The sequence below is a fragment of the Candidatus Methylacidiphilales bacterium genome (genome assembly GCA_033875315.1).
GTDB lineage: Bacteria > Verrucomicrobiota > Verrucomicrobiia > Methylacidiphilales > CAZTYG01 > JANRJG01.
Genome location: JANRJG010000040.1, coordinates 15368 through 42042 on the forward strand (window position 1 = coordinate 15368; position 26675 = coordinate 42042).

Below are 26675 nucleotides of genomic sequence, written 5' to 3' on the forward strand. Positions count from 1 at the left end.
AACCCCCTTGGAGCAGCTTCCAAGGGGGTTGGAGTTACGATCTGTGAGTTTTCTCAGGGGTTCTTTTTCATCCGCCGCAAGGCCAAAAGTGAAATCAGGCCCCCCGCCACCAGGGCATAGGAGGAGGGTTCGGGGATGACCGTCACCACATCGGCATATGTGGTGCCCAAAGTGAAGTTGTCGAAGCGGACGACGTCGCTCGGGGGCGTCTGGGTGTCATATTGGGCTGAACTGGCCCCGGCAAACATGGTGAAGGCATTGATATTGTTGAGGCCGGTGTTGGCCCCGCTCGCGGTGGCGGTGGCAAGGTATTGAGAGGAAAGAGTCGGTTCGGTTCCCACATTGGGATTCACCCACAGGTCGATCTGGTTGTAGGCACTGCCGTCCCAAGTCAGCTTGCCCACAACCATGTAGGTCTGACCACTGGTCAATGCCGAGCCAGCTGCGACAGCGCTGGGTGCAGACGCCCCACGAACGCGGGCATTGATCTGATTGTTCGAGTATTGCATCGCGAGATAATTGCTGGAACCCGCATTACCGGCGGCATTGTTGAACTGGAAACGCATGAAATCATCCGTGTCCCCGTTTGGGTTGGTGTAATTGAAGAGGTAGCTGAAATACAGATTCTGGGCGGTTTGGCTGGTGAAAGAGATGTTGGCCACGGCTGTCGGGTTCCAGCCCCGGAGCGACGCATTCTGGCTTCCCCCGTTGTTGGTGACGGTGCCATTAGAGTAGGTCAGCGGACTTGTGTTGTACACAACCCAGTCACCTGCGCTGCTCCAAGAGCCCTGGCCGCTCAGTGCTGTTCCCCCGCCAGAACCTGTAAACGTAGGAGACTCGAAATTCGATGTGATGATGACGGCGGACTGGAGAGGTGTGATTGCGCCAGAGATCAAGACAAGTCCCAAGGCGATCGAGAAGACCGAGAGTTTTTTCGTTTTCATAGCATTTTTCATAGTTTGGGCTTCGCTGGATTACATTCCTTCGATTGGTGTGATTGTTACTTATGAGCTTGTTTCCTTCCATTCACTTTTTATGCTTATTGGTGCATGAAGAAAAGCCGAATCAGTCTGCGTGAGTTGGCAAAAATGGCGAATTGTCATTATACGACCGTGTCCCGGGCCCTGAAGGGGCATCCGGGGATACCGCAGGAGACCCGGGAACGGATCGAGAAGCTGGCCCAAACGCACCACTATCGTCCCGATCCCGCCCTCGGGGCCCTTAACGCCTACCGTAACAGCAAGCGCAAGAAACACTTCCAAGGGACGCTGGCCTGGTTGGATTTTTTCCCGGGCCGTGCCCAAACTATGGAAGTGTATCCGCGGACCTGGCGGGGCTGCGTGGCCCATGCCGATACCTTGGGTTATCAAGTGGAGATGTTCTGGGGTGGGGACCCCGCCATGAAAGGCAACCGGCTCAGCCGCATCCTGCGGCAACGGGGTATTCAAGGACTGCTGTTTGCTCCCCTGCCAAATCCGGGCCTCAAGCTCGAGATGGAATGGGAGTGGTTTTCCTGCGTGTCCCTCAGCCCCTCGCTCCTCCAGCCCCAGATGCATGCTGCCTACTGCAATCAGTTCGAATCCATGCGCATGATGGTGCGCGAACTTTACCTGATGGGTTACCGACGCCTGGCCCTGGCGATGGAAGAGGCACATGATGAACGGGTGCGTTTTTCCTGGACGGCAGGGTTCATTGCCGGAACCCACCATCTGGGGATCGAGCGGAAGGACGCCATCCTTCGCACGGCTGGATACCGGACATGGGATTTATCGGTTTTTGAGTCCTGGGTCCGGAAGACGAGGCCCGACGTGATCATAGCCGCCGATTATGATTTCCGCCCGGTCTTGGCCGAGATGGGACTGCGGGTGCCGGAGGATATCGGGTGTGTCTGGACGGATCCCCGGGGCTTCGGACCGGAGGCGGGCGGCCTGGACCAGCAATTTGGTTTGATGGCGCAATCGGCGGTGAACTTTGTCGTGGCCATGATCCAGCGGGCGGAAACGGGGCTGCCGACCGAACCCCTCCAAGTCATGAACAGCTCGCTTTGGGTGCCCGGCTCCACGGTTCGCCAGCAAGAAGTTAATTCTTCCCACAGAATCTGACAGCGAGACTGGCCTTAACGCATTCAGCAAGGCCCGGCTTTGCTGTGATCGTCCCAGGGCGAGACTTTTTATCGTGCCACCTCCATATACTTTTGGGTTGATCCTGGGTGGGCTCCTGGGTGCCGGGTTGTGCGCCATGCCCTGTGAGGCGGTGGCGGCACCACGGCCGTCCGCGTTGTTTGCGCCCGGCTGCGTGCTACCGAGGGAATGCGGTGCGGTGGTGTTTGGCGACCAGGCCGTGGCGGGCGAGGAAGTGAGAGTGGGATGCAACAACCAATGGGGCAGTGTCATGGCCGATGCTAACGGGAGGTGGGAGGTGTCTCTTCCGCCCTTGCAGGCCGGCGGTCCCTACGTGCTGGTGATTGAGGCTGCCTCGGGAACGGTGAGAGTCGAGGACGTGCTTGTGGGTGACGTGTGGTTATGTGCGGGGCAATCCAACATGGCCAACGGGATGAAAGACTCCCTGGCATCGGAGTGGAAAGAGGCGCAACAACAGGCCCCGGATCACCAATTGCGCTGGCTGAATGTTCCTCTGGGGCGCAGTCCACAACCGGAAACCCGGATCAAGGGGGATGCGCGCTGGATGGTTTCGCAGCCGGGGACCCTGGGTGGGTGTTCGGCTGTGGGGTGGCAGTTTGGCCGCCATCTGAGGCAGGAACTGGATGTGCCTGTAGGCTTGGTGGTGGCCGCCTGGGGAGGGACCCAGGCCCAGGGTTGGATTCCCCGGGAGGCCTTGCAGGTTTACGACACCCCTTTGGTGGCCAAGTATGATGCTTGGCGTCTTGCTCAGGCAAAGGAAACAGAGAAAGAAAACGACCCCTCCGGCACGGAAAGCAAACCTCCTTTTGGACACAGCGATACACCGATGGAAATTTACCATGCGGTGATTCATCCACTTGTGCCTGCGAGATTTACCGGGGTGCTCTGGTATCAGGGTGAACAAGATGCGGGTCGGGGTCGGGCTTATGTCCAATCCTTGCGGGCGCTGGTGGAAGGATGGCGCTCGGTGTTCCGGCAACCGGATCTTCCCTTCCTGATCGTTCAACTGCCGGCTTATGGCGGCCAGTACTCTGGCGGTTTTGTCGGCATCCGCGATGCCCAAGCCGAAGCCGTCCGTTTGATTCCCCGGACGGCGTTGGTGGTGACCATTGACCAAGGGGACCCCGAGGACATCCACCCGAAAGCCAAAGCGGAAGTCGGTCGGCGGGCGGCACTGGCCGCGCGGGGTGGGGTTCATGGGCAGAAAGTGGCCTGGAAGTCCCCTGAAGTGATTGGGGTGGTTGCGGAAGGTTCCTCAGTGCTCCGCGTTCAATTCGATACCATGAACCAGGCATTGAAGAGCTTGGATGACCAACCCCTGCGCAGCTTTGAAGTGGTGGGGGCAGGGGGAGAATTCAAATCCGCCCGGGCTGAGATCGATGCGCGCCAACGGGACGTGGTATGGGTATGGTCCAGTGAAGTGGATCATCCGACGGTCGTTCGCTATGCCGTCGCACCCGATCCCCGGGCCAATTTGGAGACCGGTGATGGATTGGCCGTTGGTCCCTTCAAGCGACGTGTATCTGAATGAGAGGGATCGTGCGATGAAGCTTCCCTTATCCGAGATCAATTTTTCCGTCCCGGGTGCCTACCTTGGCCTCGGTCCGGATCGCCGGATTGATCCTCTCGCGGTCAATCTGCGCCGGCTTCACGATTTCTCCGATCCCCGGGATGTGCTAGGGTTCCACCTTTTGCGCCCGGAGGATGGAACTGAAATTCCGTTCGAAGCCCACGCCGTGCCCGGTTGCCTGCGATTGCAGGCCCGTGGGGAAGAGGGAAGGGCGGAGGTCCGGTTTACCTTCGCGTCCGAGCGGGAGATTCGTGTTTGGGGGCGGGCTTGTGTGTTGCGCGCAAGACATCTCGGGCAAGACATGGAGCCGTTGCCGGGACTGGAGCCATGGACCCGGCGCCGATTCCATCCGTCAGGGTTGACGGTGGGCTTCGGGGTCCACCTGGGGACCCTCCATGCGGGTGAGGGCGAGATGCTGTTTCAACCGGACAGCGCGGGCGGGTTTGAGGGGGGGCTTTGGGAGGATGCCGGGGAAAGTGCCGGGCCGGCGATGACACGGGCCCGGGAGTTCGAAGACCTGCGTGAGTGCTGGAAAAATGATTTCGAGACATGGTCGGCACCCCTGTTGGAGGGGGATATCCCGGAGGAGTTTGCGGAAGCCGCCCGCAAGGCGGCCTACATCCTCTGGTCATTCCAAGTGGAACCGCGGGGATACATCCGGCGACCGGCGCTTTACATGTCGAAGAACTGGATGACTTCGGTCTGGAGCTGGGACAATTGTTTCAATGCCCTGGCGCTGGCCCCCCACCATCCGGAACTGGCGTGGGACCAATTTATGTTGTTCTTCGACCACCAGAGGGAAGATGGCCAGTGTCCGGACTTCCTCTCCCCACGCCAGCAATCCTGGGGCATGACCAAGCCGCCGCTCTATGGCTGGGTGCTGGCCCGTTTGCGCGCCCTCCATCCGTTCTTCCGTAGCACGGAGATCAGCCGGGAGATCTATCCCCATTTGAAGAAACAAGTGGAATGGTGGTTCAAGCACCGGGATGCCGATCAGGATGGGCTGCCAGAGTACCACCACGGTTGTGAGTGCGGGTGGGACAATGCCACCTGTTTCGATGATTCCAACCTCGTCGGCTCGCCCGATTTGTTGGCGTGGATGGTGGCACAGATGCGCATGCTGGCGGTGCTGGCAGACGAATTGGGATTGGCCGGCGACGGAGCGCAGCACTGGAACGCGCGGGCCGAAGCGCTGAAATCGGCCTGCCTGGAGCATTTCTGGGTGGACGGAGCCTGGCGGACGCGGACCTGTTTCACCCGTGAGTTACCGACCCAGGGTGATTCTCTTCTGCCCCACCTGGCCATCTTGCTGGCGGACGAATGGCCCGAGGCGGTCAACCGTGGAACCCTGGCCTCCCTTTCCGATCCGGAGCGGTTTCTCAGTCCGTGTGGATTTGCCACCGAAAGCCGGGCCAGTGCTCTTTATCAAGCGGACAGCTACTGGCGGGGGCCGGTATGGGCGCCCGTCATGGACATCCTGGTGTACAGTCTGCGCCAAATCGGTGACCGGCAGACCGCCGATCGGGCGGCGCTGGGTTACTGCCGGGCCTGCGCCACTCATGGTTTCGCCGAGAACCACGATGCGGTGGACGGGCGGGGGTGGCGGGATCCGGCCTATACCTGGACGGCCAGTGTCTTTCTCATCCTCCTCCGTAATCTGCTTGGTTCGTCCAAAAGAAGTTAGGTCAGGAGCGGCTCTTTTTTTCGACGACAGTGGCCGGGTGGAGGTTGTTTTTCCGGTAATCCCGGGGGGTGCATAGGTTGGCCCGGACGAAGGCCTCGTTGAAACGGCTGAGGGATCCAAAGCCACTTTCCAGCGCCACGTCCAGGATCTTCATCGGCGTGGTTACGAGCAGACGACGTGCATGGAAGATCCGGTGTTGAATGAGGTAGTCCAGCAGGCTCATGGCGCAGGTGCGGCGGAAGAGTGTCATGGCGTAGTGGGGATTCAATCCCGTGGGACGGACGATCTCGGCGATCGTTAGAGGCTCCCGGTAGCGCCGGGCGATTTCCTCCGCCATCTGGCGGACAGCGGAAAGGGGACCGGGGTTTCCGACCCGCTCGGGTGTGGATGGGGTGCGACGGCCGAGGACGAAGCGTCGCAGCCTGGCTTCCAGCTCCAGTTCCACAATTCGCAGACGCTCGGGGTGCGCCGTCCGCATATCCCGGTGCCAACGTGGGATCTGCAGCGCATCGCAGGGATCTTCCACCGCATCGATCATGAAACGGCCGCCGAGCAGGGCTTCGGTGAAATTCCGGGGAATGCCCCACTGGAGGAACCAGGCAAAGGGGAGGGTGAACCAGTAGAAAGGTTCCGGCGTGTGGACCTCGATCACTTGGTGTGGGGCGGCCGCCCAAAAGACGGTGAGACGACGCTCGGGAACGCGCACCCATCTTCCCCCGGCCAGATACACCAGGCTGCCGCGGGGAAGGTAGTTCCATTCCAGCTCCTGGTGCATATGGGGTTTGTGCATCGGCTGCGCCAAGTGTCGTCCACTGCAGAAACCCATGACAACTTGCTTGGCTTCCGCGCCCCGCGTAAGGCCCGGATCGGCCTTTCGAAGTGTGGAACGGTCAGATGCGGTCGTTTTCATACCTGAGGATACTGGAAGAATTAGCCTAAAAAGCGGTAGAATTATTCATATCCTCATGGAAAGTTGGGTTATGTAGCACGTGGCGCGTTTTCTGGGGTCCGGGGGGCAGCGCTCGACTATTGGATGAAATCATGAAAAGGCTCAAAGTTTGCATCGTCGGGGCGGGACAATTTTCCCCCTGCTTCATACCGCTCTACCAAGCCCACCCGTGGGTGGGGGAGGTGGCCTTGTGCGAATCCCATCCGGGCCGGTTGTCCGAAGTGGGGGATTTGTTCGGACTGACGATGCGTTACCGGGATTTCGGGGAGGTCTTGCGGAGTGACATTGATGCCGTGGCCCTCTTTACATCCCGCTGGAGCCATGCCCCTCTGGCCCTCCAAGCGTTGCAGGAGGGCAAGCATGTGTATTCCGCCGTTCCTGCGGCGACGACCCTGGAGGAATTGCAGGCTCTGATCGAGGCGGTCCGGCGGACGGGGCTGATTTACATGCTGGGCGAAACCTCCCATTACTACGGCAACCGGCTTTACTGCAAGGAACAGTGGGATGCCGGGAAATTTGGCCACTTCGTCTATGGCGAGGGCGAGTATTACCACGACATGTCGCACGGGTTTTACGAAGCCTTCCAATTCGCCGGCGGGGACCATTGGAAATCCCAGGCGAGTTTTCCGCCGATGCTCTACCCCACCCACTCGGTAGCGATGGTGCTTTCGGTCACGGGAGCCCGCATGACCCATGTCTCGTGCCTGGGCTACACCGACCGCCACGAGGATGGAATTTTCCGGGCCGAGGTCAGTCGGTGGGGCAATTGTTTTTCGAACCAATCCGCGCTTTTTCGCACGAGCGATGGCGGGATGGCGCGCATCAATGAATTCCGCCGTGTCGGCCAGAGCGGGGGACGCTCCGTGCGGCTGAGCCTCTATGGCACGGAGGGCTCTTTCGAGGAACAAAGCAACGGGGCAATCTGGACCGACCGCACCTCTCACAAGCCGGTAGCTATCGAAGACGAGGTGCGTTGCGGGGGGGTGCACAGCCATGCGGAGTGGACCCAGATCCAGGTGAATGTGGCTTTGGAAAATGACTTCCGCAGCGGCTTCGGCCGGATCCATCAAAAATACCGCAGCCGCCTCCCCGAGAGTTACCGCATCCAACCGAACGGCCATGAGGGGTCGCACCAGTTCCTTACGGATGATTTCATCACCGCGGTGGTGCGGGGGGTGCAGCCGGATTTGAACATCTGGACGGCGGCGCGATACAACGCGCCCGGCATCGTGGCCCACCAATCTTCCCAGAAGGATGGGGAGCAATGCGTCATTCCGGATTTTGGGAATCTTCCGGGGAGGGTTTGACCTGAACGACCGGGGCGTTGCGTTTGACCCGGTGTGGCGAATCCGTTAAGCAGGAAGGGACCCCCAAGGGTGAACTGGAGTGAAACCACGCATCCGATTGATTGATGTGGCCCGGGCGTCCGGTGTCAGTGTATCCACTGCGAGCACCGCGCTCCATGGCAGTGGCCGGGGTGTGGCCGTGTCCACGTTGGAACGGGTGCGCCAGGTGGCGCGGGATTTGGGTTACGTCCCCGATCCCATCGGTCGGGCCTTGGTCAAACAGGCACCCGCGTCGTCCGGGATTTTCCGCGGCACGGTGGCCCTGTTGGTCCATGACCGGACAGACAAAGGGCGCCAGTATCTGGACTGGCACACCTCCAGACTTGCGGGACGGCAGAACCTGCGACATTTATTGGCGGAAGAGGGCTACCAGTTGGAGGCCTTCATCCTGCCCGCGGAACAGAAGGCCCTCACCGCCCTGGCTCGTGTCCTCCGGGCCCGTGGCATCTGTGGCTTGCTGGTGGAATTGAACAACACCCTCTTCGAGTTGGAGTTTCCTTGGGACGATTACCCCGTAGCGGCCCTGTCCCGTCATCCCTTGGAGCGGGAATTTCCCTCGGTCATCAGCCACACCGCCCAAGACGCCATCCTCTGTTGGAAGCAATGCCACGACCGGGGGTATCAAAAAATCGGGTTGGTGATTGAGCCCCGCTGGTTTGCCTCCTGGCAGCATGGCTTTGAAGTGGCGGTGGAAGCCTATGGCGGGGGATTCAAAAACAACATCCTGCGCGTGGAGGAATGGGATGAGTCGATTTTCATGAAGTGGCTGGACCGGGTGCAGCCCGATGTGGTCATGGCCAACGAGGGATTTCACTTGGTGCGCGCGCTGGCCGCGCGGGGAATCTCCGTGCCGCAAGACCTGGGCTACTGCTGCCTGCATGTTCGCGAGGGCTTCGAAACCCTGACTGGCATTTACCAACGCGAAACCGAATCCAGCCGCCGGGTGGTGGAATTGCTCCACCAGCAGATCCAGGCGGGTGAAACCTGGCGCACCAGCTCCCAGCTGAATATAGACGTCATGGGCCTCTGGCACGAGGGCGAAACCCTGCGCCCACTCAAAAAGTAAGGCCCAGTTCCGGGGAAGATGGGAGGAATGACCCTCTACCGGCTTTCCGAAACGTTTCGGATATCGTCATGGTTGCTAATTTTGGAAGCCCAAGCCATTAGTCCTTCCATGAGAGAAAACTTCCTACGCCGTGTCTCGCTGTTGGTTTTGTCCATGATCTTGATGGGGGCGGGGCTGACCCGGCTCCAAGGAGCGATCATCAACATCGACTTCAATGCCTACTCCGCCTCCACCAACAGCTTTCCGGGTGGGGTAGAAAATTATACCGGGCAGGGTGCGGTCTCCGATCCCGGGAACAACGGCTGGAACTATTTTTTGATCAATGGACTGGCCACTCCGGCCACGCTCACCGACCTCACGACCTCGACGGGGGCGGGCACGGGGATCAGCCTGACGGTCAATGCAGCCAGTGCCTACAATGAGGGCTATTCCAACGATCTCTTCCAGGAATACATCATCGCGGCTGGTGGCGGAAGCAGTTGGACCTTGCAGAATCTCACTCCCGGGCAATCGTATGACCTCTACTTTTATTCCCAGCCCGCGCAGTATTCCGGCTCGGCGAGCTTTACTGTCGGCGCGAATACGGTGAACGTCAATTCCGTCAGCAACAACACCGGTTTCAATCTAGGTACTAGTTACAATACCCTCACGGCGGTGGCGGATGGTACCGGCCAAATCACCGGAAGTTATACCGGAAACTGGAATGGTCTGACCATTGCCACCATTCCCGAGCCGGGCACTTATGTTTTGCTCGCAGCGGGGTTGGTAGGAGTGTTCGTGCTACGCCGTCGGCTCAAGGCAACAGCGGCCTGAAGTTTCCGATTACGCTGTGCCGCACGGGTAGTTGCAGGGCCACACACCCATTGGTGATATTCCAGGGTGGTGGCCCTTCAGTTTTATAGGGGGCACGTGCCGATGTCATTCCTTGTTCATCTGTCAGAAGTGATGTGGGCCCCATGGGATGGACAAGAAGGCGGCATGAAGTCAACCGCAGCTTGCATAATTTCCCGCTCACCAACTCCAAGCGAACTCATTCATCCCGCATGCGTCCGGGAGTCTAGCGATCTCCTTGGTGCGTAATAGAAGATCGCTCACAACCCTAAGATGGGAGCGGCCCCCGCAGGAGACACATGCGTATTATCTGCCCACCCTGATAAGGACGGGGGTGGGTTGTGAAGTGGAGTGTGTGACCTGGTGCCGCCGCCATGGATTCCTCCTTTATTCACCGATTCGGGCTTCAGGGAGGGCAAGAATCATGCCTCTGATTCCCCACCCGGGAACCGTCCAGCCGGCGAGTTCGACGCGTGGAGGCGACGTCGGTCGATTGTCCAGGGGGGAATACCGGGTCTTTATCCCGCAGAACGTCGAAGGCTGCGCCGACGCAGGACAACCAACACCGCCCCACCCAGGGTTAGCAGCGCCCAGGTGCTGGGTTCGGGAACCGCCACAAAGCGCACTTCCGAAGCCCCGCGGATGTAAAACTCCGGGTTGTCCCCCGCGTAGGAAGAAATGTTTTCAAAACGCACATGGGTCACGCCGGTCAGGTTGGTCCCTGACAAGGTGGTGTAGATCCCCGTGTAGGTAGAGACGCCGGGGGCTTGGGGTAAATTGGCGGAAGTGAGGGTGATTCCGGTGGAGTTGAAATTCACGCCGTCGGTGGAGGTGGAAATGGAGAAACCATTGAAACTGCGGACCGTATAGCCGGTTTCATTGTATTGCCAGAGGTTGAAGCCCTGCAGGGTGTAGGCTCCCCCCAGGGTGAAGGTCATGGAGTTGGTGCCATTGGGATAAAATGCAGAGATCCAGGCATCGCCGCCACCGCCGGTGCTGTGGGTGCTCCACGTGCCGGTATAGGCGTCACCCGTATTCATCGCAGCCGAAAGCCCGCTGCCATCGATGATGTTGACCAGAGATCCCCCGGCCGTGCCCAGACCGGTTTCGCTGACTGCAGTGGGCCGGACGATGATCTGGGCCGATGCCGTGCCGAGCATGGCCAGCAGGACTATGGCTGAGACGAGGGATTTCAGGGGGATTGTTTCGAGGTTTTTCATAGGGACTCCGTTCTTTGGTTGTGTCGCTGAGGATCACAACTTATCCGTCACCAGGCGAGAGGGCTGAGCATTCATGCGCATGAATCAGGCTGGGCGCCGGCACCAGCCTCTGATAAATTCAGGGGATGAGGATTCTGGATCAAGCATGAGCCGGCCGCTGCAGACGGAGGTTGCGGCGAGACTGGGCATGAGCCAGTCCACGGTTTCCCTGGCATTGCGGGGGAGTCCCCGTTTGCCTTTAGGAACCCGGAAGCGGGTGGAAGAGGCGGCCCGCAGCCTGGGCTACCAGCCGGATCCGATGGCCGCGGCACTTGCCCGCCACCGCCACGATTCGAGTCCCCATGGATACCTCGGTCACATGGCCATGATTTCCTCCTCTCCAATGCGCCTCCGGATGGTGCCATCACCGAACAAAGACAGCTTCCGTGAGTTTGACTTCATGACCCAGCAGGCCGCCCGCCGGGGTTACCAACTGGAGAGAGTCTGCATTGGCACCGACTCCGGGGAGCAAAAGAAGTGGTCCCGCCAGCTGTCCGCCCGCGGGTTCATGGGCTTGTTCCTCGTCGAGGGGGAAACGCCGGCAGAGTCCTGGGCCATCGATTGGGATCATTTTTGCGTCGTCGACATTGATGGCTTGGCCGGTTCGCGTTTGTTCCCCTCTGTCTTCAGCCACCACTTCCAATCGATGATGGAAGTCATGCGGCAATTGAAACTCCGGGGTTACCGTCGTCCGGGTCTGTGGTTGGATGAATTGTATAATCAAGTCGAGGCATGGGATTCGTGGAGAGGTGCTTTTGCCGTCAAATCACCCGAGTATTTCGGAACCGCATTGATGCAGACCGATCCGGAAGAATCGCTGAATGTCTGGTTACGAAAGCACAAGCCGGATGTGGTCATTACGTTCGGAGACGGGTTTCAATCGGCCCGTTGGCAGGAAAAGGGATATCACCTGCCCAAGCGGGTCGGTTTGTGCGGACTCGATGTGGATCCTCAAAGAAACCCACAAGTTTCCGGTATCTATCAGGACAAGCAACGCGAGGTCCTGGCCGCCCTGCAATTGATGGAAAGTCTGATCCGCAACCGTAGTCGTGGATGCCAGCCCCTCGTCGCGGGAACCTGCCTGATGGGGGAATGGCAGGAAGGGACAACCCTTCGGCCAGCGCGTTCTACGTGACACGCCATGCGGAAGAATCCAGAGGGCAGCGGGGCAACCTCGGACGGGAACAACAAACGCCCACTGCCATGTTGACGTGTTAATGGTTTTCTTCGGCACGTAGGCGGGACAAACCCATGGAAGTGTGGTGTCCTTGCTGCTGCATGAATGTTGTTTTGTCGTCGGTCGAAGTCCATATCGAAGGCGTTGGGGCTGGCGGCCTGCCGGGCGCGGAGTTGTGCCGCACCGTGCTTACGGAGCGAGTTTCCACCTGGGTGGTTCACTTCGAGGCCGCGAACGCCCGGGATATGGCCCGCTACAGGGCGGTGTTCCGCTTGGCGTTCCCCGACATCCTGCCGTTGCGAGTGCATCATCACTCTTTTCCTCGCCTGCACCGGGAGATGACACTGCCAGTAGACCGTGGCTTGGGAAGCGAGGGATTGCCGCGCACGGGATTCGCTTCTCCGGGTGCGTATGATCTACTCCCCGGGCACCAGGACATGGCACTGCACAATGCCTTCGTGGTTTTCCAACCCGGCGGGGCCGGTGTGCTTTTCGGACCCCTGACCGAGTCGCGCTCCAAAGCGGGGTACTCATGGAAGCGGATCGGCGACCGGGTCGTCGAGGTGGCGGTCGAGTATGATTTTCCCGGCCTTTCAGACTGGCCGTTGGCCGCGGGACGATCCTTTGTCGGGGAATCGCTCTACTTGGAAATCCTCCCCGATCCGGTCACTTTTGGCACGGAAGTCTTTGCAAACTATCACGCTGCCCTGCGTGAACGCGGCCTGGCCGGGAGAATCCATCTTGGACCGAACGCGCGGCATGAACTCTTTTGGGGCACATGGAATGAAGGGATTGAACGCCAGGTCGATGAAGCCTTGATTCTCCGGGAAGCGTGCTGGTTGGCACAGAATATCCCCCAAGTCCGTTGGATACAGATCGATGACGGTTATGAAACGGACGCTGATACGCACTCCACCCCAGCAGCCAATCTCGGGGGGCATTGGCGCGAGGAGGATGCCTGGTGCCGCCGTCGCTTCCCACGGGGGATGCGTGCCTTGGCGGAGGATATCCGCGCCCTCGGACTGCGTCCGATGATCTGGTTTTCTCCCTCCTGTTCCGTCCACAGTGCGTTGTATCAAAGCCATCCGGAGTACTTCATTCCCAACTCGGTCCTGCATTTCGAGACAAACCTGGTGTTTGCCGATTATTCACGGCAGGAGGTGCGGGACATCACCCGGCGCGCGCTCGATCGGTTGTTTGTCGAATGGGGGTTCGAGGGAATCAAACTGGATTTCTGGACCTACGGTTTCGACCAGACGCGGATGACCTTGTCCGGCCGCCAGGCCACCAACGTCGAATGGATGCAATGGCTCGAGACGGAGATCCGTCAGCGTTTGCCTGCCGATGGGTTGATGCTGAGTTGTTTGGAACCTGCGAATGGCAATCCCTTCCGCAGCCGGGTTTGGGACCAACACCGCATCGGTCCCGACATCGGGGGCGTGGGACCGGAGCTGATGGAAGAAATCGCGGTGTGGACGGCGGCTCTGGTCGGTTTGAAAGAAACCCAGCGGCACTTCTGGATTCCCGAGGCTGATGGGCTTTCGCTTTTCCGGCACAAGGATGTTCCCGACGCCACCTTCCGCCTGTTCACGGCCTTCATGGTGGCCACGGGCACGGCGACCGAACTGGCCGGGAAGTTGAGTGAACAAACCCACGATCCCCGCATGCCGTCGTTTTTGGATGCGGTTGCGCTGGTGCGCTTCGGCCAGCGTGTGAACTGTCCGGGTTACGACTGGACGGAGAATCGGGGTCGTGCACCGCACACGTGGGTGCGGCATGCCGAGGATCTCCAGCGCGTGGTGGCCTTGACGAACTGGGATGCCTGCCCGCGCACGGTCCAAGTCACGGCGGCGGATTTGGATTGCCATCCCGGTGCGGCACTGCGGGAAGTTTTCAGTGGGGCGACTGCTTCTTTGCCGCTCGGGCGGACGATTGGCCCGCACGATGCCGAGCTGTGGACCCTGGTTTGAGTGAGGGTTCGTTTTTTTTATGCGGGCGGATCGTCCGGCCGGGAAAAAAGACGGATGAGACGAGGACGCGCAGTTGGGTATCGGGCAGGCCACGCTCACCCCGGAGGATGGCGGAGGTCAGGAGATCAATGGCCGCCGCGCCGATTTTTACTTCCTGTTGTCTGAGCCCCGAAGCCTCCGGGCCGATCAGCCGGGCGAGGGTCCAGACCACGCCCAGGTCTTGGGGAACCCGCCATCCTGCGTTTTTCAATATCGGTCGGACATCGGTGTAATTGCACACCAGGACATCTGGCCTGAATCGCGCAAGCCACGAAAGAAAGGCGGATTCCTCGAAGGCGCTGTCCGTCTCAAAGCAGATGAGCTGGTTTGGGTTGGCAAGTTTCAAATTCCTGGTCTGGGAAATAAATCCGGCACTCCAGGCCTGGCGCACGCGCCGGTCGTGCTCTTCGATTACCAGCATGCCCGGTCGTTGGTATCCAATACGGTGCAAACATTGGATCATTTCACGCATGGATTCATACTGGGCGTTGTGGACCAGGTGGACTTTCGGGTCCCTAACCGTGGGGCTGATGCCGACCACGGTAAACCATTCCCATTCCAGGCGCACCGGATCACAACCATCGGGCAGAGGGGCAATGAGCACACCCTGGATGCCGCGGTCTCGCAGGATTTTGCTCAGGCGCAAGGGCGTGAGGCCAGGTTCATGGAGCCAGAAATCTTCCAGTCGGTAGCCCAGCTCGGCGCAGCGTCGGGCCGCCCCGAGTCGTTCCTGGTCAAAAAGCTGTGAGGCCTTTCCGCGTGTGGGATAGGCATCCAACCAGGCGATGACCCCGTGGAACTTGGGGGGTCTTTTTTTGAGACGATAGGCCGTCAGGGCCTGCAGGACGGGATCGGGCGTGTAGCCCATCTGGCGGGCTTTTTGGTTGATGCGATTGCGGGTGGCCACCGGGAGGCCGGGATGGTGGTTGAGCGCCCGGGCCACGGTGGTTCGGTGCACTCCCAACTCACGGGCGATGTCGACAAGCGTGACACGTTCAAGACTCATGCACATGAGAGCATAAAATATCACTGGCCGTATACAAGTCTGGATTCAGCATGGTTGCATGAGCAAAAAACATGACGTTAGCCATTTGTCTCGGTGCGTGCTTGGGGCAGTCACCCTTCTTGTGCTTTTGCCGTTTTCTTCCGGGGCGGTCACCATCTACACGCAGACCTTCGATAACACCAGTGCGGCCAACGGGGGCAATGCCAATACCAGTACAGTCAACTGGTTTGGCATATCCAATGTCGGAGCGGCATCGAGCGCGGTGAATTTGAGTACCAGTTCCGTAGATCCCAACTCGGTCACCCCGCTCCTGTCCAACGCCCAGGGAAAAGATGCCACAGCGGGGTTGCTCGCCTTCAACTTTGCTCAAAATACATCCTCAACGAAGCGTGCCCTAATTTATACCGCATCGAGTAATTTCATTTCCGGCTACAGTGCCGCTGCCTTCTCCAGCATGAACACAGCCAGCTGGTGGCAGGGCAATACCAGCAACAGCCCCACCACGGCCCTGGCTGTGCAGCTGGGCAGTGACTGGTATATATCAGACACGACGTTCACCAGTCCGGCCATTCAGTTTGGAAGTGGTTTTGCCACCGGAGCGGAGCAAAAAACCGTCACCTTCTCCACCACCACCTGGACCAAGCTGAATTTCACCCTCAACACCACGGGCTTCACCCTGGGAACAGGAGGCGACGCCGGTATCGCGGCGGCCTCGCTGGGCTCCTTAAGCGTCCAGGGCATAGGATTCTTCAGCACCGACACGACCGGGGCGCGCATGCGCTACGACAGTTTGGTGTTGGATGCGGCCGCCATTCCCGAACCGGGTACCTACACCCTTTTGGCGGGGGGGCTTTTGACTCTGACTTTCCTGCGTCGGCGGAATCCGCCCGCGTCCTGATCCCGGGCCGATTCACCGTTCGGTTTGCCGCCCCGTCGCCATGCGGAAGGGTGGGTGTGGTAAATTTGGCGGAATTGACGGTTGAAACTGGACAGGCTCTCGAAGCCCACGTCCTGGCTGATTTCCAGAATCGAGCGGCTGGTGTTCCGCAACAGGGAGGTGGCCATGCGCAGCCGGAGATCGTGGCGGTAGGCCAGAGGAGTCGTGCCGATCGATGCGCGGAAGAGCCGCCGGAAGTGCGGCTCGCTCAAGCCACAGGCCCGGGCCAGTTCGCCGATGGGTTGGTCCAAGCTGTAATTCTGGGCCAGCAATTGAAGCGCCGGGGCCAAACGGTCGAAATGCCATCGAGACACCGCAGCGCGAGCCGACCGTTTGGGAGCCAGGCGCTGGATGCGCACCATCCATTCCCAGACCAGGGCCTGCAGGGCTTGGCGGTGGTGCGGTCCGGCCTGCTTCTTTTCCGCGATGATCCTTCGCAGGCCGTCAAACAATTCTGGATGCTTCCCGGCTGGGAGAATGTTGATGAAGCGAGGCCCGGCCAGTGGCGTGGGATCGAGCACGGCCCGGGCGGCGGGATGATCGACCAGCAGGATAGGATCGAGGTACACCCAGGTCCAACGGCTTTTGCTACCCGGCGCACTCTGGGCCAGATGGACTTCGGTCGAGTTGATGAAGACAACATCGCCGGTGGAGAAGGGGAGGATCTTTTCCCCCACCATAAAGATACCCTCGCCCTGGTGGCACAGGCCCAACTCAAGGCAGTCGTGCACGTGTAGGAAAGTGATCGGTCGATCCTCCTGGATGTAGTGCTCTTGCAACACGAGCGGGAGCAGTGGATCCAGCGGGATGGGGGAGTAGTGGATTTCCAATGCGGATGAGCGATTCGGCATGGTTTATGACCAATTTGAGCAGGATATGAAGGAATACAATCGAATAGAATGGTTTCGACTCAGCCATGTCTCACGATATAGACAATGAACTATTATTGTGCCTCTTGGGAACCCCCAGGGTGATCCGGTCCATGAAGAATCTGAAGCAAGCCTGTCAGGCTCCGGCCCGCCGTGCCCGCGGCGGGAGAAAGGGACTCGCGGTATGACCGCACCGGGCCGTCCCCCCGCCACTTGGCGGGGCTTCAATCTTTGTGAGATGTTCCTCGTGGAGCACGATCCCCGCTGGCAGGAGATGACACCCTCGGGCCGGGGAAAGTTTTTCCGCGAGGATTTTTGTTGGATCGCTGATTTTGGATTCAACTACGTGAGGTTGCCCCTCTGTTATCATTGGTGGGGCGACCCCAAGCATCCAAAGACCCTGCGGGAGGAAGCCCTCGAGCCGGTGGATCGGGCGGTGGAATGGGCGGCCGAAAATGGATTGGACCTTTCGATCAATTTTCACCATGTGCCGGGGTTTTGTGTCAACCAAGGCCTGCGGGACGAGCATCTGCCGCCGGAACCTTGGGACCTTTGGACCCATCCCGAGGGTGCGGAGGTCCTTGCGCATCATTGGGAGACCTTTGCCCGCCGCTATGCCGCAGCCGGACCGTATTTGTCCTTCAACATTCTGAACGAGCCGGCGCGATGCTCCCGTTCCGATCATGAGCGGGTGATCCGCCGGGCGGTCCAGGCCATCCGTCACGTCGATGCGGATCGCAGGATCGTCGTGGAAGGATTCAATGTCGGGGCGGATCCCTGTCCCGAGCTCTCCGACCTGGGGTGTATTCAAAGTTGCCGGGGCTATTGGCCGGGAGAAATCACCCATCACAGACTCTGGTGGTCATGGGCATCGGATGCACCGGTTCCGGAATGGCCCGACCCCGGGCGCTCCAGCGGGGACGGCACGTTCACCCGTGAGGGTTTGGACCAGCGGTATACCGCGTGGAAGGCCTTTGCCCGGCAGGGTCACGCGGTGATTTGCGGGGAGTTGGGTTGCTCACATTTGCTTCCCCACCCGGTGGCGCTCCGTTGGCTGGAGGACGAACTCGACGTCTTGAACGCCGCCGGATTCGGTTGGTGTTTGTGGAATTTCCGGGGCTCCTTCGGCATCATCGATTCGGGCCGTGAGGACGTCCCATACGCGGACTTTCACGGTCACCGGCTTGACACGGCGTTTTTGGAGATCCTGAAACGGCATTAAGCACTCATCCTGCGAGAAATACCATGGCTGAGCGATCACCCACCTCCTTGCGTCTGAGCGACATCGACTCGGTTGCCGGACTTTCAACCAGCGGGGTGTCGTGCGCATAGAACAATGATCCCACGATGTCGATCCAGACCCGGAAGCGTGCCCAGGATTTGGCGAAAAAAATATGTTATCACCCCAACGCTGCCGCCAGATCGCTGCACGAATCCGGCACCTCCCGCCGCCCGCCCATGTTTCACGGCAAACTGGCCTACATCCTCTCGCCCCACGAGGATCTGCAGATGCGGCAGCGGGGCGGACAAGAGACCTACCCCTGGCATGCCGATATTTCCCTACGCCCTACAGAAAGACATCGGATTCAATCCTCGAATAGAAGTGCGGTTGCCTCCGTAGGTCGGCAGAAGGCCGTTGCACACCAGCTGGAAGATGAAGGGCGGATCCTCCTGGGGGTCATTCTGATGTAACGCGCGTAGGATTGGCAGTTCCAGTGTGGATGATCGAATTTGCATGCTCTTTGAGCGTTTCGAAGAGGATCGAAGCATTAATAATCATATAAAGTGCGGGCTGGCAAGCAACAAGGAAAGTGAACATATGCCCGGTTGGGATCATCTCGGTAGTCTAGTGAATGAAGAATTCAAACAAGGCCGCGAGGAGGGCAAGGACCCCGCCGCACTTGAAGCCTTCCGCCCTGCCTTTGAGGCCGCCGGCAAGAATCCCGAGGCGCTGCGCGACCTGCTCGCACGCATGCAGGCACTGCCAGTGCGGCCCGACTTTCCCTATCAAGAACCCGATGAGCTTGAGTCCATTCGCGCCCAGCGTCCCCCCGCCGGTCCGGCTCTCCCCCCCCTGACGCAGGATGCCGACGAACTGTACGACCGGCTGCATGGCGCGTGGCTGGGACGCTGTGCCGGGTGTGCACTAGGGAAACCCTTCGAGGGAATGGGGATGCGCGGAGTGGACCACGATGGCCGGCAGCCCTGGCAACGACTCAAGGCCTACCTCACAGCGGTCTCTCCAGAGGAATGGCCCCTGCGGGATTTCGTGCCCGAGCATTCCCCGGCCGAGAGCGACCCGTCGATCGGCAGAGTGATCTGCCGATCCTCCACACGGGAGCACATCGCTTTCATGGAGAGCGATGACGACATCCGCTACACCGTGCTGGGCCTCGTGTTGATGCGTGAAAAAGGCCGGGACTTCACCAGTTGGGATGTGGCCTGCAACTGGATCCGGCGATTGCCTTATCATTCAGTATGCACCGCTGAAACCCAGGCCTACCTCAATCTCGTCACCGGCTACGAATTCCACGCCGGTTCGGACTGGGGCAAGAAGCCGCCCGAAGTCGACTGGGCCTGGGTGCGGAATCATCTCAATCCCTACCGCGAGTGGATCGGGGCCCAGATCCGCGTGGATGCGTATGGCTACGCGGCCGCGGGTAATCCGGAGTGGGCCGCCGAGCTGGCCTGGCGCGATGCGCGCATCAGTCATGTGAAGAATGGCATCTACGGAGCCATGTTCTGTGCCGCCATGATTGCGGCATCCTTTGTGACCACCGATCCCCGCCGCATTGTCCAAGCCGGACTCGAACAGATCCCCGTCCGATGCCGCTTGGCGGAGGTCATCCGACGTACAATAGAGATCGTCGAACTTCATGGTTGCGATGCCTCCCGGTTCGAGGTCCTTTTGGGCGATGTTCACACAGCTTTTGAGTCCTATTCCACCGTACACACCCTTACCAATGCCGCGCTTTGCGCCATGGCCGTGCTCCTGGCCAGAGGTGACTTCCACCAGGGCATTACCCTGGCGGTGATGGGGGCCTGGGACACCGACTGCAACGGGGCCACGGTTGGATCCATCGTCGGTGCCGTCACCGGTGCCTCCCGCGTGCCGGAACATTGGAAGGGAAGGCTGAACGACACCCTGCGCTCAGAGATTTTCGACTACCATCCTATCCCAATCTCCACTTGTGCACGCCAGACTTTTGATCTGGTTCAAAGTTTCCGGAGTTGAATACCGCGATATCCTTGAAAAGGTCCGTTAATCCTTCTGTGGTCGTACTCGGCAGTGCCAACACCGACTTGGTGCTCGAGTGTCCGCGCCTGCCCCGGCCGGGAGAGACGCTCTTGGGGGGAGTATTCCGTCAGGTGCCCGGGGGCAAAGGGGCGAACCAAGCGGTGGCTGCCGCCCGTGCCGGGGCGCGCGTGTCCCTCATCGGCGCACTGGGCGACGACGACTATGGTCGCCATCTGCGGCGGGGACTTAAAAAGGATGGGGTAGATCTGAGTCATCTCCGCACGCTTCGGGGTGAGAACAGCGGCATTGCCCTCATCCTGATCGGGGGCGAAGACCGGCAGAATCTCATCGGAGTCGCGCAATCAGCCAACGACAAGGTGTCGGTGGCGCAGGTGCGTTCCGCTGCGTCTGTGATCCGGGGGGCTGGATGCGTGGTGGCTCAACTGGAAGTGCCGTTGGCCGCGGTGCAGGCCGCCGCCGTGCTTTCGCGCAAGTTCGGTGTCCCCTTCCTACTCAATCCTGCCCCCGCCCCTGATGGGGCACTGCCCTCCACTTTGCTCAAACGGGTCGATGCGCTCGTGCCCAATGAACACGAGGCCCGTCTGCTCACAGGCAGGTCAAGCCCCGAGGCCGCCGCCCGTGACCTCCTGGCCCAGGGTTGCCGCTGGGTGGTGATCACGCTCGGACGTCACGGTGCCTTCCTTGCAGGTCCCTTGGGCGTGATGCGGCTGAGGGCCCCGCGTGTGCGCCCGATCGATACCGTGGGCGCGGGTGATTGTTTCTGTGGATGGCTGGCGGCCGGAGTGGCGGAGGGCCTGTCATGGGAGGATAATGCCCGTCGTGCCATCCGTGCCGCCTCGATCAGCGTCACGCGGGCCGGAGCCCAGGATGCGATGCCGAAGCGGAACGAGGTTGAAGTGTAATGGGGCCGAAGATGGGGGAAATGCGGTGAAAGTTTGTCGCACAGCGACCTAGGGCACGGTCAATTCCCACCAGACAGATTCCTCCTGGCCGAGCGTGTAGGGGGCGGCGTTGTGGGGCGGGGCGTAGAAGGTGACAAATTCGGGATAAACCGCATAACTTTGGAACCAGTAGCGGTAACGGGAATCAAAACTCAAGGTGGCCAGTCCGGCGGGTGTGGTGATGCGGAGCGGATTTTCGTTTGGCTTGCTGTTGTCGGCCTTGGCACCGTTCAACCAGCCAAGGCCGAAGTGCACGCGGGCATCGCCCCCTTCAAGGGTCGTTCCCCTGAGGGGGGTGAAGTTGAGTTCGTAGCGAAGTCCGCCGGGTGTGGCGGTGAGTCGGCCCTGCCACTTCAAGGGCCCGGAGGCGCCTTCTTTCCCGGTGATGACGTAGGTCCGGCGTGTGCCCTCGACCGATGAGGTGAGGGTGGGTTGTTGTCCCTCTTGGCGACCGAGGTCCTCATAGACAGGCTTCTGTCCTGGCCGTGGGGCCGATCCCTGGACCGACCATCCACGGGAGGTGGCAAAGACCCGGCCTTGGTCGTCGTAGACCGAGGCGAGGCCGCCGTCCTTGAGCAGAACAGCACCGTAGCGTTTGAACTGGATCTGTTCCTGCACATCACTCGTTTTCACACCGGCGGGCAGGACTTTCTTCAAGGGCGGCTTGGCCGGTGTGGCGTCCCCGGTCGCACGGGAGGCGGCGGTGATGGCAAGGATGTAGGCATTTCCTTCGCCGGGCCGGCCCGTGGAGAGGATGTCAATGGATTCGATGGTCTTGTCAGGGTGTGGATTGTCCCAGATCATTTGATAGACTCCGAAGCGGGTGCTGCCGCGGCGCGTGGTGGGGTTGTCCCCCAACCAGGCCACGGTGGCACCGGGGAGGAACATCGAGCCGTTGTCGACCGCGGAGCCGAACCACCAGTCGTGGATGTTTTCCTTGGGCTTGACCACGACATCGACAAAGGGATCGGGCTTGCCGGGGATCCAAGCCCTGCGCTCCTCAAGATAATAGACGCGGTAGACAAACTCGGGAATGCCCCAGGCACTGTTGTGCAGGAAATAGAGGCGCTCGGCCTTGCGGTTCACCGGGATGCCTTTGACTTCGCGCGGCAGCTCGGGGATTTTGGGGTTGGCTCCCGAGATGCCGATGGCGCCATTGCCTTTTGCACTGGTCGGATCGGTCAGCAGGTATTCGATGCCCCGAAAGTTCTGGCGGCCGGAGGGCAGGGAACGCATGTCATTGTCGGAACCACCGAGATGCCAGCCACGGCGTTGGTTCGGCCCGTCGTTGTCCGAGAGCGGCCAATTGACATGCCGGCCCAGGTCGACCGGATCAAAAGCCCAGACCGTGGTGTCTGCCTCGGCCGCGCCACCCGGATTGAGCGGGGCGCCGATGTTGGAGAGGACCGTGGAGAGGATCCGGATGAGTGCGGGCACGGGGTACTCCAATGACTGCACGAGCAAGACGACGATCCGGCCACGGCCGACAGGAATCTCGCTGAGGACTCCGGGCTGGGTCAGGGCGCGCACGGAGGAGCCGCTCAAGCGTGCGAGCGCCAGGGTATTGTCCCCGGGCTTGACGGTGAACGGGGCATCCACGTCAAAACCATCGCCGAAGCCACTGGGAAAGAAATCGCCATGGCCGAGACCGGCGGTCAGGGGGTTGCCGCCCCGGAGGAGGGCGCCGCGACTGGCCACGGGTTCCAGTTTCAGCTCGGTCCCGGCGATTTCGGAAAGCCAACGGGCTCCGGCGGCATCCAGGCCGTAAACAAACAGCGTGCCGCCGCGATCGAACAGACGGGCTAATCCGGTGTGGGAGCCAAGCGCGCCGGCACGGCTGGTCGCCTCGGTGCCGGAGACCACGACCAATTCCGCGGTGGCGGCATCCTCCGCCGAAAGAACAGGTTTTACAGGTGTGTTCAAACCGAGGCGGTTCTGTAATGGAGAGACGAGCATGTTATTGCTTGAAACCAGGAGGGTCTTTTTATCTGGAAAAACGGACGGTTCACCGGACCACTGAAGGAGATTGGCCATCAAGCGGGTGGAGGCTGGCTCGAGGCCGAGCGTATCTTGAAGGTTCAATTGGACAAAGACGACCCGGCCTTTGCCTTCCTGCAATTCCAATAAGGGTGAACCATTTCCTGAGGTCAGATGGACGCGGAAGCGTCCGGTGGCGGGGATCTCCAACGCCCCCCAGCTGACCAACTGGTCCCGTTCGCGGCTGTGCCAGAATCGGAGATCCTCATTGAGCAGACCGCGGGTGAGCACGGAGGGTCCTTCGAGCCGTGCGACCATGTTCAAGAGCTGACTAGTCTGCGCGAGCGGACGGGCTAGAAAGCGAGGAAGGCTCCGGTGGTCGAGCACGATGACGCGTCCTCCGGCCTCGATTTTTTTGCCCAGACCGGCCCGGTCCTCGTCTCCGCACCTGTTCAAGCCTTCTGAGCCGATGAGGAGGAATCCGTCCGGTGCGACCTCCCAATCGGCCAGTTTCTTGAGTGTGGTGAAAGGAATGTTGTGTGCCCGAAGAAACGCGGCTGCTCCGCCCTGGGGATCGTACAGCGCGAGGGACTGGCCCGCAGGCAGGGCAAGTCTGTCCGTGGCATATACCGTGATCGGCACATCATCGTAGAACCAGCGACCTGTGGCTTCCATGGAAAGGCGCACTTCCAGACGGAGACGCCGGTCTTCTTCCACCCGGGGAAGCGGAAACTCGAGATCTACGTAGTTTCGCGAGCCGGGTTGGCAGAGCTGGGTGAAGGATTTTTCGCCGAGCAGGGTTTCCCCGTCGAAGAGACGGTAGCGGGCATGGACTTCGCCGGGATTCGAGAGGTCGTAGAAGATCCCGTAACGGCTCTGGAATTTCTCACCGGACGAGAAACGGGTGCGCCGGTCGTGCGAGAAACTCACCAGAGGGAGGATGAAACGCCCGATGCCGCGGTCGACGTGGATCATCGAGGAGGCGAAGCCGGCATCGCGCACATTTTGGATGGAGAGCGTTCGGGTGGCTAGCAAGTTCAGTCCGTGGTAGCTGAGGTAGCGGTCCAGGCCTTGCTCGGTTCCCTCGCGTTTCAAGCGGAGATAGGCCAAATGGCCGAGAAGCGGGATGGGAAGCTGGCTTTCGTAATAATGCCCCTCGGAGAAGATGACGGGTTTGCCCTCGATATGGTGGAGCTTGTTGTTGTCATTGGGACGGACGAGGGAGGATTCTCCCATGTTTTTCAGATCCACCGACCAGTCTTTCTCGGGGTCTTGAGCGGGACGGTGTGAGTAGAACCCGGATTTGCGAAGGTAACTTGGGCGCTCCTCCGGATGGTAGAATAGGTAGTCTGAACGGTTTGACCAGCTTCCCCAGCCGTGCATATCGAGCGCAATCGCTCCGGGCGGGAAGGGGGCGGAGCCCCCGACGGTGGGCACCCGCGACGGATCCATGCTGCGGATTCGGGCCAGCTGGTCGGCCATCATCTGACTTTCGCCGGGTCCTTTGAAAATGATTTCGTTGCCGATGTCCCAGACAGCAATCGATGGATGGTTGCCCTGGGCATCGATGAGGGCTTGCATTTGGGAGGTGGCGCGTTCCCAGAGAAGCGGGTCCTGCCAGGCATAGTTGTCCATGTGATGGGCATTCAGGTTGCTGTTTTCGTTTTTGACCAGATAGCCCATCTCATCGGCGAGATGAAGCACGGCGCGACCCGTGAGGAAGCCGCTGGGCTGGTGGTTGCCAAAGTGGCGCAGGAAAATGAATGGCTGGTGCCGCACCGGCCAAGTGAGGGATTGCAGGACCACGTGGCTGCCCCCGAGCAGGTTGACGCGATGACCGTTGAGGGTGAAGTGGTCGTCTTTGATGCCAAATTCCCGGAACCCGAAGCGCTCGCGCCGGGTGTCGAGGACCACGCCTGTAGCGTCCTTAATTTCGGTGCGAAGTTCATACAACCACGGGTCCTCAAGGGTCCAGAGGCGAGGTTTTGGGTCGTTCCAATCTCTCTTCAAGTCGACGGGGACGGTTTTTCCGGCGGGCACGGCGACGGTGAGGGTGGGGAAGCGGAAGACGGGTGTGCCTTTCTCGAGGACCGAGGCTTCCACGGTGTAGGTGCCGTCTTGGGACGAATTGTTGTTGAGCTTTAACTTTGCCTCAATCTGCGGACGGCCACCCGAGAGGGTCGTACGGACGGTGGCCTGATCGGTTCGAACGGCGGGCACGGAGATCAACTCCGGGATATTCTGCATGCCAATTTCGAGCCGGGTGGTGGAGGCGATGGGTGCGATCAAGCCGCGGCCGGGAGGATTCATCGGACCACCGGCGGGTGGGGTGATTCCCGGGGCGAGGGCGACGATGTAGTCGGTCACACCAATCATCAATTCGTGGGTCGATCCGGGGGTGAAGGTCCCGGGCAGCAGGATCATTTTGGGGAGTTCCCAGTTGGGGAACTCGCCCACGAGTTGGCCGTCAAGCACCACACGCGATTGCAGGAGGATGCGGCTGGGGAGCATGAGCTGGATGCGTTGTTCCTTCCAATTCGCAGGCACCGTGAAGCGGGTGCGATACCACATCCAATGGCTGGAATAGGTATCGTCTGGGATACGGTGGGGTATGGTGGCTGGTTTCCACTGGGCCGCGGAGGCCGGTGCGGGGTGCTGCGCGTGCGGTCCCGGAACAAAGCAGAACTCCCAGCCCCGTTCGAGCCGGAGCACCTGTGGGCGCACCCGTTCATCCCGGGCGGCATCCTGGATGTCCCAATATTCCAGGGTCTTGCGGGATCCAACACTGGCCCAGAAGCGGGTTTTATACAGGTCGGTGGATTTGTCCGGTTCCGGTTGGCCGGCAGGGATGACGGTGCTGGCGCCGGGTGCAAGGGTCAGCGGAAGGTCATTCACAACAAGGGCCACACCAAAGTAATCTTCATGACGGACGTGCAAGGTGATCACCATCGGAAGAGGTCCCCGGTTGGTTACGCGCACGGAACCTTTTTCTGCCCGCTCCAGGCGAATGAGCTCGTCAAGCGTGGCGGGACGGAGGCGTAACTGGCCGAAGCCGTTTTCATACAAATGCGGCATGTCCTGGGACTTGAGGAGAACCTCCCCGGAAATCCGCCCCGGGGTTAGTGGAAGGAGCAGAGAACCTTCGCCACTTGACCATAGGCTGCCACGCTCCCGGGTATCGAATCCGGGCAGGGCAACGCTACCCTCGCCACTGACGATCCGGCCGCTTTGGTCTTTTCCCTCGAATCCGGCAAAGGGTTGACCATCTATCCAGGCTCCGGCGATGACGCGGGCTTCATCGGCGTCGAGCACGGCCGGCCAGGGCTCGCCGGTGGCGGCTTCAGGTGGTAGTGTAACCTGTACACGCCACCAAACAGAACGGCCTTGATGGTCAAGTCGGGTTTCACGGGCGCGTCGGCTCATGGCCTGGGCGTAAGGCATGCCTGGTGCGCGGCGGGCGGCTTCCAGTGAATCGAGCGAATCGCCGAGCCACTCCAAGTGCGGGGTGAGGGTGACTTCCCAGGCGGGCTTTTCCGGCATGCGCAGGGAAAGAGGTGGAACATTGGGGGCGGGCTCTTTCTTTACGCAGCCACTCATCAGCACCAGGACACACAAGACGAGAGCAAAGGACAGCAGCAAGGACAGTAAACTTGG

General features: G+C 60.3%; 19 protein-coding genes. 13 read left to right on the forward strand and 6 right to left on the reverse strand.

Annotated elements, in window-relative coordinates; genetic code table 11:
• Window positions 1-53 precede the first annotated feature (53 nt).
• Entirely contained in the window at window positions 54-944 is an 891-nt protein-coding gene (locus tag SFU85_12420) for a PEP-CTERM sorting domain-containing protein (protein MDX6767581.1), read from the reverse strand.
• 105 nt (window positions 945-1049) lie between these two features.
• Here SFU85_12420 and SFU85_12425 point away from each other — a divergent pair, with 105 nt between their 5' ends.
• From SFU85_12425 to SFU85_12435, 3 genes are all read left to right on the forward strand, one after another.
• Entirely contained in the window at window positions 1050-2102 is a 1053-nt protein-coding gene (locus SFU85_12425) for a LacI family DNA-binding transcriptional regulator (GenBank protein ID MDX6767582.1), read from the forward strand.
• Window positions 2103-2199: 97 nt separating this feature from the next.
• Complete coding sequence (locus SFU85_12430; GenBank protein ID MDX6767583.1) at window positions 2200-3672, forward strand: sialate O-acetylesterase; 1473 nt, start codon at window positions 2200-2202, stop codon at window positions 3670-3672.
• A 13-nt stretch (window positions 3673-3685) separates the two neighbouring features.
• A complete protein-coding gene (locus SFU85_12435; protein ID MDX6767584.1) occupies window positions 3686-5395 on the forward strand; it encodes a hypothetical protein in 1710 nt (569 codons plus the stop codon).
• 1 nt (window position 5396) lies between these two features.
• Here the strand turns inward: SFU85_12435 and SFU85_12440 are convergent, their stop codons facing one another.
• Window positions 5397-6305 carry a helix-turn-helix domain-containing protein gene (locus SFU85_12440; protein ID MDX6767585.1) on the reverse strand — a complete coding sequence of 303 codons (909 nt, stop codon included), beginning with the start codon at window positions 6303-6305 and terminating at the stop codon, window positions 5397-5399.
• A 131-nt stretch (window positions 6306-6436) separates the two neighbouring features.
• Here SFU85_12440 and SFU85_12445 point away from each other — a divergent pair, with 131 nt between their 5' ends.
• From SFU85_12445 to SFU85_12455, 3 genes are all read left to right on the forward strand, one after another.
• Entirely contained in the window at window positions 6437-7651 is a 1215-nt protein-coding gene (locus SFU85_12445; GenBank protein MDX6767586.1) for a Gfo/Idh/MocA family oxidoreductase, read from the forward strand.
• Between the two features lie 79 nt (window positions 7652-7730).
• Window positions 7731-8756 (forward strand): LacI family DNA-binding transcriptional regulator, encoded by a 1026-nt coding sequence (locus SFU85_12450; protein MDX6767587.1) that lies wholly within the window; start codon window positions 7731-7733, stop codon window positions 8754-8756.
• Between the two features lie 108 nt (window positions 8757-8864).
• The gene (locus tag SFU85_12455) at window positions 8865-9569 is read left to right on the forward strand and encodes a PEP-CTERM sorting domain-containing protein (GenBank protein ID MDX6767588.1); all 705 of its coding nucleotides are present in this window, start codon (window positions 8865-8867) and stop codon (window positions 9567-9569) included.
• Window positions 9570-10105: 536 nt separating this feature from the next.
• Here the strand turns inward: SFU85_12455 and SFU85_12460 are convergent.
• Window positions 10106-10807, reverse strand: a complete 702-nt coding sequence (locus SFU85_12460) for a PEP-CTERM sorting domain-containing protein (GenBank protein ID MDX6767589.1) — start codon at window positions 10805-10807, stop codon at window positions 10106-10108.
• Window positions 10808-10952: 145 nt separating this feature from the next.
• On the opposite strand from SFU85_12460, the gene SFU85_12465 reads away from it, so the two are divergent.
• A complete protein-coding gene (locus SFU85_12465) occupies window positions 10953-11981 on the forward strand; it encodes a LacI family DNA-binding transcriptional regulator (protein MDX6767590.1) in 1029 nt (342 codons plus the stop codon).
• Window positions 11982-12124: 143 nt separating this feature from the next.
• On the forward strand, window positions 12125-13993 hold the full coding sequence (locus SFU85_12470) for an alpha-galactosidase (GenBank protein ID MDX6767591.1): 1869 nt from the start codon (window positions 12125-12127) through the stop codon (window positions 13991-13993).
• Here SFU85_12470 and SFU85_12475 read toward each other — a convergent pair.
• Window positions 13917-15038, reverse strand: coding sequence for a LacI family DNA-binding transcriptional regulator (locus tag SFU85_12475; GenBank protein ID MDX6767592.1), 1122 nt, complete (start codon window positions 15036-15038; stop codon window positions 13917-13919). The genes SFU85_12470 and SFU85_12475 overlap by 77 nt on opposite strands.
• Before the next feature lie 97 nt (window positions 15039-15135).
• Between SFU85_12475 and SFU85_12480 the strand changes: the two genes are divergently transcribed.
• Window positions 15136-15936 carry a PEP-CTERM sorting domain-containing protein gene (locus SFU85_12480; GenBank protein MDX6767593.1) on the forward strand — a complete coding sequence of 267 codons (801 nt, stop codon included), beginning with the start codon at window positions 15136-15138 and terminating at the stop codon, window positions 15934-15936.
• On the opposite strand, the gene SFU85_12485 is transcribed toward SFU85_12480, so the two are convergent.
• Complete coding sequence (locus SFU85_12485) at window positions 15867-16826, reverse strand: AraC family transcriptional regulator (GenBank protein MDX6767594.1); 960 nt, start codon at window positions 16824-16826, stop codon at window positions 15867-15869. The two genes, SFU85_12480 and SFU85_12485, sit on opposite strands and share 70 nt — an antisense overlap.
• Window positions 16827-17028: 202 nt before the next feature.
• Between SFU85_12485 and SFU85_12490 the strand changes: the two genes are divergently transcribed.
• From SFU85_12490 to SFU85_12505, 4 genes are all read left to right on the forward strand, one after another.
• Window positions 17029-18066 (forward strand): cellulase family glycosylhydrolase, encoded by a 1038-nt coding sequence (locus SFU85_12490; GenBank protein ID MDX6767595.1) that lies wholly within the window; start codon window positions 17029-17031, stop codon window positions 18064-18066.
• A gap of 125 nt (window positions 18067-18191) precedes the next feature.
• Window positions 18192-18536: a hypothetical protein gene (locus SFU85_12495; protein MDX6767596.1), complete on the forward strand. Its 345-nt coding sequence runs from the start codon at window positions 18192-18194 to the stop codon at window positions 18534-18536.
• Window positions 18537-18693: 157 nt separating this feature from the next.
• Window positions 18694-20079 (forward strand): ADP-ribosylglycohydrolase family protein, encoded by a 1386-nt coding sequence (locus SFU85_12500; protein ID MDX6767597.1) that lies wholly within the window; start codon window positions 18694-18696, stop codon window positions 20077-20079.
• A 14-nt stretch (window positions 20080-20093) separates the two neighbouring features.
• Entirely contained in the window at window positions 20094-21005 is a 912-nt protein-coding gene (locus SFU85_12505; GenBank protein MDX6767598.1) for a ribokinase, read from the forward strand.
• A 48-nt stretch (window positions 21006-21053) separates the two neighbouring features.
• Here SFU85_12505 and SFU85_12510 read toward each other — a convergent pair whose 3' ends face one another.
• Window positions 21054-26618, reverse strand: a complete 5565-nt coding sequence (locus SFU85_12510; GenBank protein MDX6767599.1) for a glycoside hydrolase family 2 TIM barrel-domain containing protein — start codon at window positions 26616-26618, stop codon at window positions 21054-21056.
• Window positions 26619-26675: the final 57 nt, after the last annotated feature.